The following is a 12,456-nucleotide window of genomic DNA, read 5'->3' as shown; positions in this document are numbered from 1 at the left end:
GGGTGCTCAGGGGGTTCGATGAGTCAGAACGGTCTGGAGAAGAGCCGGTCGTTGTACGGCCTGCTGGCAGTGGTCATCACCAACGTGGCCATCGCCGGAGTCGCGATCTTCGGTGTGTGGCGGCTGAACGGCAACACGGCGGTGATCGTCGGCGTGCTGACCTCCGCGTTCACGGCGGTGAGCAGCGTGACGACCGCTTATCTGGGGATCAAGGCCATCTCCAACACGGCGAAGTCGATCGCCCTCGGCGACGGGGCGCGGCAGCCGCAGCAGGCCACGCCGGTGACACCCGCACAGCGGACCGAGTGAGCCGGGCCTCCACCGCCCGCGACAAAACCGTTCGCCACGAATTTCCCGGGGATGAGATCCTGGATCGCGTATGTCTACGCATCCTGCCCCCGGTGTCCCGGCCCTCGGCGCTCTCGCCCCCCGCCTGACCGAGCTCTCCCTGCGCGACGCGCAGCGGCTCGGGCGCAGGCTCGAAGGCGCGCGCAAGATCCGTAAGCCGGAGGCCCGTGCCGCCGTGCTCGCCGAGATCGAGGGCGAGGTGGCGAAGGCCGAGGAACGCATGGCGGGGCGGCGCTCCCGGGTGCCCGCCGTCAGCTATCCCGAGCAGCTGCCCGTCAGCCAGAAGAAGGCCGAGATCGCGGACGCCATCCGGGATCACCAGGTCGTGATCGTCGCCGGTGAGACCGGGTCCGGCAAGACGACCCAGATCCCGAAGATCTGTCTGGAGCTGGGCCGGGGCGTCCGCGGCATGATCGGGCACACCCAGCCCCGCCGGATCGCCGCCCGTACGGTCGCCGAGCGGGTCGCCGAGGAGCTGGACTCGCCGCTCGGTGAGGCCGTCGGCTGGAAGGTCCGCTTCACCGACCAGGTGAACCAGGACTCGACCTTCATCAAGCTGATGACGGACGGCATCCTGCTCGCCGAGATCCAGACCGACCGCGAGCTGCGCGCCTACGACACGATCATCATCGACGAGGCCCACGAGCGGTCCCTCAACATCGACTTCCTGCTGGGGTATCTGGCCCAGCTGCTGCCGCGCAGGCCCGACCTCAAGGTCGTCATCACCTCCGCGACCATCGACCCCGAGCGGTTCTCCCGGCACTTCGGGGACGCCCCGATCGTCGAGGTCAGCGGCCGGACGTACCCGGTGGAGGTCCGGTACCGGCCCCTCCTGGAGGAGGACTCGGACGACTCCGACCGCGACCAGATCACCGCGATCTGCGACGCCGTGGAGGAGCTCCAGGGCGAGGGCAAGGGCGACATCCTGGTCTTCCTCTCCGGTGAGCGGGAGATCCGGGACACGGCCGACGCACTGGTGAAGAAGAACTACCCCCGCGCCGGAGGCGCTGATGGGCAGGGTACCGAGGTGCTCCCCCTCTACGCCCGGCTCTCGCACGCCGAGCAGCACCGCGTGTTCCAGCCGCACACCGGCCGCAGGATCGTTCTGGCTACGAACGTCGCCGAGACCTCCCTCACCGTCCCGGGCATCAAGTACGTCATCGACCCCGGCTTCGCCCGGATCAGCCGCTACAGCCACCGCACCAAGGTCCAGCGGCTGCCGATCGAGGCGGTCTCGCAGGCCAGCGCGAACCAGCGCAAGGGCCGTTGCGGCCGTACGTCGGACGGCATCTGCATCCGCCTGTACTCCGAGGACGACTTCAACGCCCGGCCCGAGTTCACGGACGCGGAGATCCTCCGTACGAACCTGGCCTCCGTCATCCTCCAGATGACCGCGGCCGGTCTCGGCGACATCGAGAAGTTCCCCTTCATCGACCCGCCGGACCACCGCAACATCCGCGACGGCGTCCAGCTCCTCCAGGAGCTCAACGCCCTCGACCCGGCCCAGAAGGACCCGCGCAAGCGCCTGACCGACACCGGCCGCAAGCTGGCCCAGCTGCCCGTCGACCCGCGCCTCGCCCGCATGGTCCTGGAGGCCGACAAGAACGGCTGTGTCCGCGAGGTCATGGTCATAGCCGCCGCGCTCTCCATCCAGGACCCGCGCGAGCGCCCCGCCGACAAGCAGACCCAGGCCGACCAGCAGCACGCCCGCTTCAAGGACGAGACCAGCGACTTCCTCGCGTATCTGAACCTGTGGCGGTACATCCGCGAGCAGCAGAAGGAGCGGGGATCGTCGTCCTTCCGCCGGATGTGCAAGCAGGAGTACCTGAACTTCCTGCGCATCCGCGAGTGGCAGGACATCTACACCCAGCTCCGGACCGTCGCCAAGCAGATGGGCATCCATCTGAACGAGGACGACGCCCCCGACCAGAGCGTCCACGTCTCCCTCCTCGCCGGACTCCTCTCCCACGTCGGCATGAAGGACGTGAAGGACGGCAACAAGAACGAGTACCTGGGCGCCCGCAACGCCAAGTTCGCGATCTTCCCCGGCTCGGCGCTCTTCAAGAAGCAGCCGCGTTTCGTGATGTCGGCGGAGCTGGTGGAGACGAGCCGCCTCTGGGCCCGCGTCAACGCCAAGATCGAGCCGGAGTGGGTCGAGCCGCTCGCCGAGCACCTCCTCAAGCGGACGTACTCCGAACCGCACTGGGAGAAGGACCAGGCGGCCGTGATGGCGTACGAGAAGGTCACGCTGTACGGCGTACCGATCGTCGCCCAGCGGAAGGTGAACTACGGCCGCATCGACCCGGAGATCTCCCGCGAGCTCTTCATCCGCAACGCGCTCGTCGAGGGCGACTGGCGCACGCACCACAAGTTCTACGCCGACAACCGCAGACTCCTCAGCGAGGTCGAGGAGTTGGAGCACCGGGCGCGGCGCCGGGACATCGTCGTCGACGACGACACGCTCTTCGACTTCTACGACCAGCGGGTGCCCGAACACGTGGTCTCCGGCGCCCACTTCGACTCCTGGTGGAAGCGGAAGCGGCAGGAGCAGCCCGAATTCCTGGACTTCGAGCGGGAGATGCTCATCCGGGAGTCGGCGGAGGCGGTCACCAAGGACGACTATCCGGACAGTTGGCGGCAGGGTCAGCTCAAGTTCCGGGTGACGTACCAGTTCGAGCCGGGCGCGGACGCGGACGGCGTGACCGTTCACGTCCCGCTCCAGGTGCTGAACCAGGTGACGGACGAGGGCTTCGACTGGCAGATCCCGGGTCTGCGCGAGGAGTTGGTGACGGAGCTGATCCGCTCGCTCCCGAAGCCGATCCGCCGCAACTACGTACCGGCGCCGAACTTCGCGAAGCGGTTCCTGGACACGGCGGCGCCCTTGCAGGAGCCGCTGACGACGACGATGGCGCGCGAGCTGAAGCGCATGGTCGGGGTCCCCTTCGAGGCCGAGGACTTCGACTGGTCCCGGGTCCCCGAGCACCTCCGCATCACCTTCCGGATCGTCGACGAGCGGCGCCGCAAGCTGGCCGAGGACAAGGATCTGGAGGCGCTGAGGCTCCAGCTGAAGCCGAAGGCGCGGCAGGCCCTGTCGCAGGCGGCGGCAGCCACCGCCGAACGCCAGGGCGGCGAGTCCCTGGAGCGCAAGGGCCTGACGGACTGGTCGATCGGCACGCTGACGCGGGTCTTCGAGACGCGGCGGGCGGGCCAGCCGGTGAAGGCGTACCCGGCGCTGGTGGACGACGGCGACACGGTCTCCGTACGCCTCTTCGACACGGAGGCGGAGCAGGCGGAGGCGATGTGGAAGGGCACGCGGCGGCTCATCCTGCGCAACATCCCGGTGAACCCGGCGAAGTTCGCCTCGGAGAAGCTGACCAACCCCCAGAAGCTCGCCCTCTCGGCCAACCCGCACGGCACGATCCAGGCCCTCTTCGACGACTGCGCGATGGCGGCGGCGGACCGGCTCATCGCCGGCTTCGGGGGGCCGGCGTGGGACGAGGAGTCGTACCGGAAGCTCTACGACAAGGTGCGCGCCGAGATCGTCGACACGACGGTCCGTACGGTGGGCCAGGTGCAGCAGGTATTGGCCGCCTGGCAGGCCTGTGAACGCCGTCTGAAGGCCGTACGGAGCCCCGCGCTCCTCGTGAACCTCACCGACGTGCGCAAGCAGCTGGACGCTCTGGTGAAGCCCGGCTTCGTCACGGCGACGGGGCTTGGCCGGCTGGCCGACCTGATGCGGTATCTGGTGGCCGCGGACCGGCGTCTCCAGCAGATGCCGACGAACGTCCAGCGGGACACCACGCGCATGCAGAAGGTCCACGAGATGCAGGACGAGTACGCGTGGCTCCTGGAGCAGATGCCGCAGGGCCGCCCGGTCCCGGCGTCGGTCCTGGACATCCGCTGGATGATCGAGGAACTCCGCGTCAGCTACTTCGCCCACGCCCTCGGCACGGCGTACCCCATCTCGGACAAGCGGATCGTGAAGGCGATCGACGCGGCTGTCCCGTAACCGACCCCGCACACAGGGTGAGTTCGCGCAGACGGCACCCCCTCCTGTACAGTCCTTCTCGCAGCGCAACGCACGAATAGCGCAGCGAAACCTGGTCCTGTGGAGCAGTTTGGAGTGCTCGCCACCCTGTCAAGGTGGAGGCCGCGGGTTCAAATCCCGTCAGGACCGCAGTGAAGTAAGTGAGCCCGGATCTTCGGATCCGGGCCTTCTTGCGTGCCATGGCCGCCTATGCCGTCTTGACGGCGTCACATTCGGTCGGTACTCCAGAAACCAGGGCCGTTCCCTGTGCGGCCCCTGGAGGTGGCGTATGGCGGCTTCGGCTAGGCACGAGACGCGGGCGTTGCTTCGTGCCCATCTGTCGGCCGCTTCCTCCTATCGCCATCTGACGCGGCACTGTCCGATCTGCCATCAGCTGCTGCAGCTCGCGATGGACTCCGCCCCGCGAGCCGCCGGCGAGGCCGCGGACGAGGTCGTCGAGGACGAAAGTCCCTCCACCGCGTGACCATCGGCGGCCCCAACGGCCGTACGCGCGTGGGACGGTGGAACGCGTGCCTCCTCTAGCGCACGTGCGGCGGCGGCAACAAGGACTCTGGCATGTGACGGGTGTCACCGCATGAGTTTCTGAAACCGCGGTACTTACACCTCACCTACAACTGGTCAATTTAATATGTGCAATTGCACCCGCCCGAAGGGGTCCCCACAGGAGATCCGACACCCCTCCCCAGACTCCGACAAGGCCGCTCACAGCACCCTGTGCGGACGAGATGCCGCACACAGAAAGCGCACAAAAAAGATCGCGCTGGACCCGGCGGAGTCCAGCGCGATCGACGACGCACCCTGTGACGTTCTGGGATGAGCTTGGGCGTGGGCCTGTTGGGGCAGCACCCGCGTCGCTTGGAGCTTGGGTTACGGACGCCTCGGCACGTTGGGGGACCTACCGGTTTGTCCGTTATTCAGTTGGTTCAGGCCTCGCTGCGCTGCTGCGGGATGCCCGCGAGCAGTGCGCGGACCTCCGCCTCGCGGTAGCGGCGGTGCCCGCCGAGCGTACGGATGGACGTGAGCTTCCCAGCCTTCGCCCACCGCGTGACCGTCTTGGGGTCGACGCGGAACATCGTGGCGACCTCAGCCGGGGTCAGCAGCGGCTCGGCATCAGGGGTGCGAGCGGTCATGAGCGGCCTCCTCGGGAGAACCGAACCATCTCGGTTCTTTCCTCTAAATTCTGCACCTTGACCCGCGTTGCCCGAAATGGCGGACGCGAGTCGAGTCGGTTATAGGACGAACGGCTTGTCCTCGGCACTACAACTACACCATCTGTCCAGCCGCGTCGGCCAAACCGATGGAATTGCCCCCCAGGTGTTCATCGGGCGACAGACGCCGATGGACCATGCCATAGCGGACAGTCACGCCACTGTGACGATCAGTCACAGAGCGATCAGGAGTCACCAGACCCCCCAAAGCGGAACCTCCCCCGGGCCCCTTGTCCTATTTTGGCATGAGGAGGGGCAAGAGATGCAAGAGCCGGGTACGTGCGGTCCGTCACGCTTGACACACAGTGAGGCGTACGCCCGGATCGGGACCTACGTCCCTTGTTGGCGGAGCATCAGGGGAAACTTGGTGACACCTTGACCGAGGACGAAACCCCAAAACGGGCGTCAGGTCAAACGCCAGTTCGTGACCAACGTGACCCAGGGCACACTCAGTTCGCCGAACGCCGGTCCCGTACCGACCGCCAGCGCTCCACGAGCCGCCCGTACGCCTCCCCCGCGGCCGCCCCGTCACCGAGCCGCAGCGCCTCGATGCCGGCGGCGACATCGGCGGCCGAGTGGTCGTCCTCCAACTCGCCGGCCGGCAGCGTGTGCACGAGGCCGCCGTAGTCCAGCTCGACGTGCGAGCGCGGGTGGAACTCCTCCAGCCAGCGCCCCACGTCCACCAGGCCGTCGATGAGCGGCCCCTCGTCGATGGTGTCCTTCAGCGTCCGCAGGGCCCGCGCCACCCGCCGCCGGGCCTGCACCATCGGCGTCCGGTAGCGCAGCATCGGCGGGATCTCCCCCGACCCCTTGTCGAAGCGCCGCTCCTCGTCGCCGACCAGCACGAACCAGTGCAGCGGCACCTGCCAGGTCGAGGTGCGGATCCAGGGCCGGGCGTCCGGGTTGCGGACCAGCCAGCGCTCGTAGTCCTGCGCCGCCTGCCGCCGTACGACCTCGGGCAGCACCGCGTCCAGGACCGGCTTCGGCAGCTCCTCGTCCAGCTCCTGGAGCGCCAGCCAGCCGCGCAGCCGGGTGCGCCAGGGACAGACGCAGACCACCCCGTCGATGTCCAGCACGAACGCGTCGCCGCTCTCGTGCACCGGCACCGGGATCGGCGGGGTGGGCAGCAAGTCGGCCAGGGAGCGGCGCAGTTCGTCCTGGTACGAGGGACGGTCGGGGCGGCGGGCGTAGCGCGTCCAGTGGCCGCGTTCCGGCTCGGGGAAGGCTGCCAGCGGCTCGTACACGCGCAGATAGGTCGCGTACGGGACGACCACCGAGGACACCTTGGGCACGCCTGCTCCCTCCCCCTCCCGCTGCCAGGAAAACCTGCGGAACCCGCTCACAAACCGGCGGTAAATCTATGCAAATCGTCGCACGGGCGTACTCCGTGAGTAGGTGATCCTGAGCACGGCGAGGTGGGTGCGTCCCCACAGGCCCTAATCTCGTGCTCACAGCGCCCGCCACCCTTACGGGAGCTGGTCCCAACAGCGGCTACTTACCCAGGAGTCACCACAGTGACCGACGTATCAGCCGGCGTCCTGCACACCCTGTTCCACTCGGACCAGGGCGGTCATGAGCAAGTCGTGCTCTGCCAGGACCGCGCCAGCGGCCTCAAGGCCGTCATCGCCCTCCACTCCACCGCGCTGGGCCCCGCCCTCGGCGGCACCCGCTTCTACCCCTACGCGACCGAGGAGGAGGCCGTCGCCGACGCGCTGAACCTCGCGCGCGGGATGTCGTACAAGAACGCCATGGCGGGCCTCGACCACGGCGGCGGCAAGGCCGTGATCATCGGCGACCCGGAGAAGATCAAGAGCGAGGAGCTCCTCCTCGCCTACGGCCGGTTCGTGGCCTCCCTCGGCGGGCGGTACGTCACCGCGTGCGACGTCGGTACGTACGTCGCCGACATGGACGTCATCGCACGTGAGTGCCCCTGGACGACCGGACGCTCCCCCGAGAACGGCGGCGCCGGCGACTCCTCCGTCCTCACCTCCTTCGGCGTCTACCAGGGCATGCGGGCCTCCGCCCGGCACCTGTGGGGCGACCCCTCGCTGACCGGGCGGAAGGTCGGCGTCGCGGGCGTCGGCAAGGTCGGCCACCACCTGGTGGACCATCTGCGGGCCGAGGGCGCCGAGGTCGTCATCACGGACGTGCGCGAGGAGGCCGTCGGGCGGATCCTCGCGGCGCATCCGACGGGCGTGACGGCCGTCGCCGACACCGCGACCCTCATCCGCGCCGAGGGCCTCGACATCTACGCCCCCTGCGCGCTCGGCGGCGCCCTGAACGACGACACCGTGCCCGCGCTGACGGCGAAGATCGTCTGCGGGGCGGCCAACAACCAGCTCGCGCACCCGGGTGTGGAGAAGGACCTCGCCGACCGCGGGATCCTCTACGCACCGGACTACGTCGTGAACGCGGGCGGGGTCATCCAGGTCGCCGACGAACTGCACGGCTTCGACTTCGAGCGGTGCAAGGCGAAGGCGGCGAAGATCTACGACACCACCCTCGCCATATTCGCACGTGCGAAGTCGGACGGGATCCCGCCGGCCGCCGCGGCCGACCGGATCGCGGAGCAGCGGATGCACGAGGCGGCGGTGGCGCGCCGCGCGCGGTAACCCCTGGCCGGTACCCGCCGACGAGCACTTAGAGAGAACTCTCACGTTCGTCGGCGGGTCGGCCGCCAAGAAGTGGTTAAAATCGCGGTTGACCAGCGGGGACAGGGCTCGCCGCCGGTTGTCGGTCCAGGCACGTCCTGTGGGCGACGTACCGTATGGGCGTGGGCTCAGGTACCGTGGAAGCCCTACGGGCCGGTCTCTCTGCGGAGAGCCCGTTCCAGATCATGAACGCGTGTCAAGACTCTGGGGCCATCGAGCCCCGTCACCGAGGGGGTCGAGCCATGGGGCGCGGCCGGGCAAAGGCCAAGCAGACGAAGGTCGCCCGCCAGCTGAAGTACAGCAGCGGCGGGACTGACCTGTCGCGTCTGGCCAATGAGCTGGGCGCTTCGACTTCGAGCCAGCCGCCGAATGGCGAGCCGTTCGAGGACGACGAAGACGAAGAAGACGACCCGTACGCCCAGTACGCGGATCTCTACAACGACGACGATGAGGACGAGGACGACGAGTCCGGTCCGTCGTCGCAGCAACGCCGCGGCGCTTGACGCTCCAGCTGTGCTTCACCCGGTCCGATGTGGTCCACACCACCGGACCGGGTTTTGCGCTGCCGTGGGTTACGCGTAGTCGCCGACCATCTCCGCACCCGTGGTGTGGTCGCCGCGGTCCGTGATCTCTCCGGCGATCCAGGCCTCGACCCCGCGGTCGGCCAGGGTCGTCAGAGCCACGTCCGCCGACTCCTCGGGGACGATGGCGATCATGCCCACGCCCATGTTGAGGGTCTTCTCCAGCTCCAGGCGTTCGACCTGACCCGTCGTGCCGACGAGGTCGAAGATCGGCGCCGGGGTCCAGGTGGAGCGGTCCACGATCGCGTGCAGCCCGTCCGGGATCACCCGGGCCAGGTTGGCGGCCAGACCGCCGCCCGTGATGTGGCTGTACGCGTGGACGTCCGCGGTGCGGGCGAGCGCCAGGCAGTCCAGCGAGTAGATCTTGGTGGGCTCCAGGAGCTCCTCGCCGAGCGTGCGGCCGAGCTCCTCGATGCGCGCGTCCAGGGACAGGCCCGCCTGGTTCAGCAGGACGTGCCGGACGAGCGAGTACCCGTTCGAGTGAAGACCGGAGGCCGCCATGGCGATCACCGCGTCACCCGTACGGATGCGATCCGGGCCGAGGAGCCGGTCGGCCTCCACCACGCCCGTACCGGCGCCAGCGACGTCGAAGTCGTCCGGGCCGAGGAGACCGGGGTGCTCGGCGGTCTCGCCGCCGACCAGGGCGCAGCCGGCGAGGACACAGCCCTCGGCGATGCCCTTGACGATCGCGGCGACCCGCTCGGGGTGGACCTTGCCGACACAGATGTAGTCGGTCATGAACAGCGGCTCGGCGCCGCACACCACGATGTCGTCCATGACCATCGCGACCAGGTCGTGGCCGATCGTGTCGTAGACGCCCAGCTGGCGCGCGATGTCCACCTTGGTGCCCACGCCGTCGGTGGCGGAGGCGAGGAGGGGGCGCTCGTAGTTCTTGAGGGCGGAGGCGTCGAAGAGGCCGGCGAAACCGCCGAGGCCGCCGAGAACCTCGGGGCGCTGGGTCTTCTTCACCCACTCCTTCATCAGCTCGACGGCGCGGTCGCCCGCCTCGATGTCGACTCCGGCAGCCGCGTAGGAAGCACCGGTGGAACGGCTCTCAGACATTGCCTGGGATCTTTCGGGTTGGTTTCTACGGGGCTTACGGGCGACGGATCGCGTCGGCCGCCGCCGTGGCTGCCGGACCGGCGGCCAGCTCGGTCTCCAGGAGCTGCTTGCCGAGCAGCTCGGGGTCCGGGAGCTCCATCGGGTACTCGCCGTCGAAGCAGGCGCGGCACAGGTTCGGCTTGGCGATGGTGGTCGCCTCGATCATGCCGTCGATGGAGATGTACGCCAGGGAGTCGGCGCCCAGGGAGGTGCCGATCTCGTCGATGGTCATGCCGTTGGCGATGAGCTCGGCGCGGGTGGCGAAGTCGATGCCGAAGAAGCACGGCCACTTCACGGGCGGCGAGGAGATCCGGATGTGGACCTCGGCGGCACCCGCCTCGCGGAGCATGCGGACCAGGGCGCGCTGGGTGTTGCCGCGCACGATCGAGTCGTCGACGACGACCAGGCGCTTACCCTTGATGACTTCCTTCAGCGGGTTCAGCTTGAGGCGGATACCGAGCTGGCGGATGGTCTGGGAGGGCTGGATGAACGTACGCCCGACATAGGCGTTCTTGACCAGGCCCGCGCCGAACGGGATGCCGCTCGCCTCCGCGTAGCCGATCGCCGCCGGGGTGCCGGACTCCGGGGTCGCTATGACCAGGTCGGCCTCGACGGGGGCTTCCTTCGCCAGCTTGCGGCCCATCTCCACGCGGGAGAGGTAGACGTTGCGGCCGGCGATGTCGGTGTCGGGGCGGGCCAGATAGACGTACTCGAAGACACAGCCCTTGGGCTTCGCTTCCGCGAATCGGGAGGTGCGCAGGCCGTTCTCGTCGATGGCGACGAACTCGCCCGGCTCGATCTCGCGGACGTAGGAGGCGCCGCAGATGTCGAGGGCGGCGGACTCCGAGGCGACGACCCAGCCGCGCTCCAGGCGGCCGAGGACCAGCGGGCGGATGCCCTGCGGGTCGCGGGCCGCGTAGAGGGTGTGCTCGTCCATGAAGACGAGCGAGAAGGCGCCACGGACCTGCGGGAGGATCGCGTGCGCGGCCTCCTCGATGGTCAGCGGCTTGCCGTCCTCGTCGACCTGGGCGGCCAGGAGGGCCGTCAGCAGGTCGGTGTCGTTGGTGGCGGCCACTCGGGTCGAGCGGCCGTTGGTGTCCTTGGGGAGGTCGGCGACCATCTCGGCGAGCTGCGCCGTGTTGACCAGGTTGCCGTTGTGGCCGAGCGCGATCGAGCCGTGCGCGGTGGCACGGAACGTCGGCTGGGCGTTCTCCCACACGGAGGCGCCGGTGGTCGAGTAGCGGGCGTGACCGACCGCGATATGACCCTGGAGCGAACCGAGCGAGGTCTCGTCGAAGACCTGGGACACGAGGCCCATGTCCTTGAAGACGAGGATCTGGGAGCCGTTGCTGACCGCGATACCCGCGGATTCCTGGCCCCGATGCTGGAGGGCGTAGAGCCCGAAGTAAGTGAGCTTGGCGACCTCTTCACCCGGAGCCCAGACACCGAAGACGCCACAAGCGTCCTGGGGGCCTTTCTCGCCGGGGAGCAGATCATGATTGAGTCGACCGTCACCACGTGGCACGCCTCCGAGTGTAGGCGAGGTCGACCACTGGTCCGAATTCGATGGACGTGGGCTTGGTTACTCCGCGCGGGCCGCGAGGCCCTTCCCGGAGGCCGCGGTCAGGGTCAGGGAATTGTGTTTCTGCTGGTAGGAGACCTTTCCCGAGAGGATTTCGGTGAGTTCCCGCTCGGTCTTCATGACCGGCTCCGCACACACCTTCCGCGTGGTCGCGAGACGTCCGAACTCGATGGTGCCGTCCTTGACGGTGGCCTGGCCGTTGAAGGTGTTGCAGCCGAGGCTGCCGGTGACCTTGTTGTCCTTGGTGAGGGTGAGGTACGCGGTCACGTCCTCGGGGAGGGAGGAGGCCACGCTGTCGTCACCCTTGCCGGAGAGCAGGGTGTCGATGGTCCAGCGGGTGCCCTTCAGGTCCGGGCCGGGCTCGGGGGTGCCCTCGCGCAGGGTGATGCTGTCGCCGCCCGCGGCGCTCAGGGTCAGGGTCTTCGTCCCGTCGGGCTCCGCCACGGCGGCCTTGAGCGTGCCGTCGAAGACGCTCATGAACTTCGACTCGAACTCCCCGACCGGGCCTGTGCAGCCCATCGCCGTGGACACGAGATCGGTGAGCTTCACGGTGTCGCCCTCGATCTCGACGTCGGCGCCGAAGCTGTTGCAGCCGACGGTGCCGCCGGACTCGCCGCCGTCGACCTCAGGGTCGGTGGTGCCGGGCTTGAAGGTGATGTGGGCCTCGTCGACCCGGAACCGGCCGTCGTCCTCGGGCAGGGTGTAGGTCTTGCCGTCGACGGTCACCTTCTGCGGCACCCAGTAGGTGTCCGTGATGACGTCCTCGGTGTCCGCGACCCTGGCGGTCCCGTCGCCGGCCGAGCCGCCGCCGGACTCCGTGCCGCAGGCGGCCAGCATCGCGGTGCCGGCGAGCGCGACGGCGTACTTCACAGGTGTCGTCCGTTTCATGCTCCTTGGACGCACGAGGCGCCTGATGGGTTCAGCGCGTTCGACGGGT

At 68.6% G+C, this 12,456-nt stretch carries 10 protein-coding genes and 1 tRNA gene; 6 read left to right on the top strand and 5 right to left on the bottom strand.

Annotated features, from left to right (window positions below):
- Window positions 1–18: 18 nt before the first annotated feature.
- The 4 genes from ABZ928_RS12980 (at window position 19) to ABZ928_RS12965 (ending at window position 4,859) form a co-directional block, all read left to right on the top strand.
- The gene (locus ABZ928_RS12980) at window positions 19–309 is read left to right on the top strand and encodes a hypothetical protein (protein WP_361517559.1); all 291 of its coding nucleotides are present in this window, start codon (window positions 19–21) and stop codon (window positions 307–309) included.
- Between the two features lie 70 nt (window positions 310–379).
- The gene (gene hrpA, locus ABZ928_RS12975; protein WP_361517557.1) at window positions 380–4,357 is read left to right on the top strand and encodes an ATP-dependent RNA helicase HrpA; all 3,978 of its coding nucleotides are present in this window, start codon (window positions 380–382) and stop codon (window positions 4,355–4,357) included.
- Between the two features lie 93 nt (window positions 4,358–4,450).
- Window positions 4,451–4,525, top strand: a tRNA-Asp gene (locus ABZ928_RS12970).
- Between the two features lie 139 nt (window positions 4,526–4,664).
- The gene (locus tag ABZ928_RS12965; protein ID WP_361517555.1) at window positions 4,665–4,859 is read left to right on the top strand and encodes a DUF6274 family protein; all 195 of its coding nucleotides are present in this window, start codon (window positions 4,665–4,667) and stop codon (window positions 4,857–4,859) included.
- Between the two features lie 460 nt (window positions 4,860–5,319).
- On the opposite strand, the gene bldC is transcribed toward ABZ928_RS12965, so the two are convergent.
- Together bldC and ABZ928_RS12955 are read right to left on the bottom strand one after the other, a co-directional pair.
- Window positions 5,320–5,526: a developmental transcriptional regulator BldC gene (gene bldC, locus ABZ928_RS12960; protein WP_003949541.1), complete on the bottom strand. Its 207-nt coding sequence runs from the start codon at window positions 5,524–5,526 to the stop codon at window positions 5,320–5,322.
- Between the two features lie 527 nt (window positions 5,527–6,053).
- Window positions 6,054–6,896, bottom strand: a complete 843-nt coding sequence (locus tag ABZ928_RS12955) for a hypothetical protein (protein ID WP_361517553.1) — start codon at window positions 6,894–6,896, stop codon at window positions 6,054–6,056.
- A 222-nt stretch (window positions 6,897–7,118) separates the two neighbouring features.
- Here ABZ928_RS12955 and ABZ928_RS12950 point away from each other — a divergent pair, with 222 nt between their 5' ends.
- Both ABZ928_RS12950 and ABZ928_RS12945 read left to right on the top strand, forming a co-directional pair.
- Window positions 7,119–8,216: a Glu/Leu/Phe/Val dehydrogenase dimerization domain-containing protein gene (locus ABZ928_RS12950; protein WP_361517551.1), complete on the top strand. Its 1,098-nt coding sequence runs from the start codon at window positions 7,119–7,121 to the stop codon at window positions 8,214–8,216.
- Window positions 8,217–8,497: 281 nt separating this feature from the next.
- A complete protein-coding gene (locus ABZ928_RS12945; RefSeq protein ID WP_361517549.1) occupies window positions 8,498–8,758 on the top strand; it encodes a DUF3073 domain-containing protein in 261 nt (86 codons plus the stop codon).
- 69 nt (window positions 8,759–8,827) lie between these two features.
- On the opposite strand, the gene purM is transcribed toward ABZ928_RS12945, so the two are convergent.
- From purM to ABZ928_RS12930, 3 genes are read right to left on the bottom strand one after another with little or no spacing between them, the layout of a single operon-like run.
- A complete protein-coding gene (gene purM, locus ABZ928_RS12940; RefSeq protein WP_361517547.1) occupies window positions 8,828–9,898 on the bottom strand; it encodes a phosphoribosylformylglycinamidine cyclo-ligase in 1,071 nt (356 codons plus the stop codon).
- A gap of 34 nt (window positions 9,899–9,932) precedes the next feature.
- Window positions 9,933–11,462 (bottom strand): amidophosphoribosyltransferase, encoded by a 1,530-nt coding sequence (gene purF, locus ABZ928_RS12935; RefSeq protein WP_361517545.1) that lies wholly within the window; start codon window positions 11,460–11,462, stop codon window positions 9,933–9,935.
- A 57-nt stretch (window positions 11,463–11,519) separates the two neighbouring features.
- Window positions 11,520–12,407, bottom strand: a complete 888-nt coding sequence (locus ABZ928_RS12930; RefSeq protein ID WP_361517543.1) for an META domain-containing protein — start codon at window positions 12,405–12,407, stop codon at window positions 11,520–11,522.
- Window positions 12,408–12,456 lie beyond the last annotated feature (49 nt).

Origin of the sequence: Streptomyces sp. NPDC046909, from assembly GCF_040644695.1 — a bacterium.
Taxonomy (GTDB): Bacteria; Actinomycetota; Actinomycetes; order Streptomycetales; family Streptomycetaceae; genus Streptomyces.
Note: the sequence above shows the minus strand (reverse complement) of the source record. Positions and strands in the feature narration are given on the sequence as shown.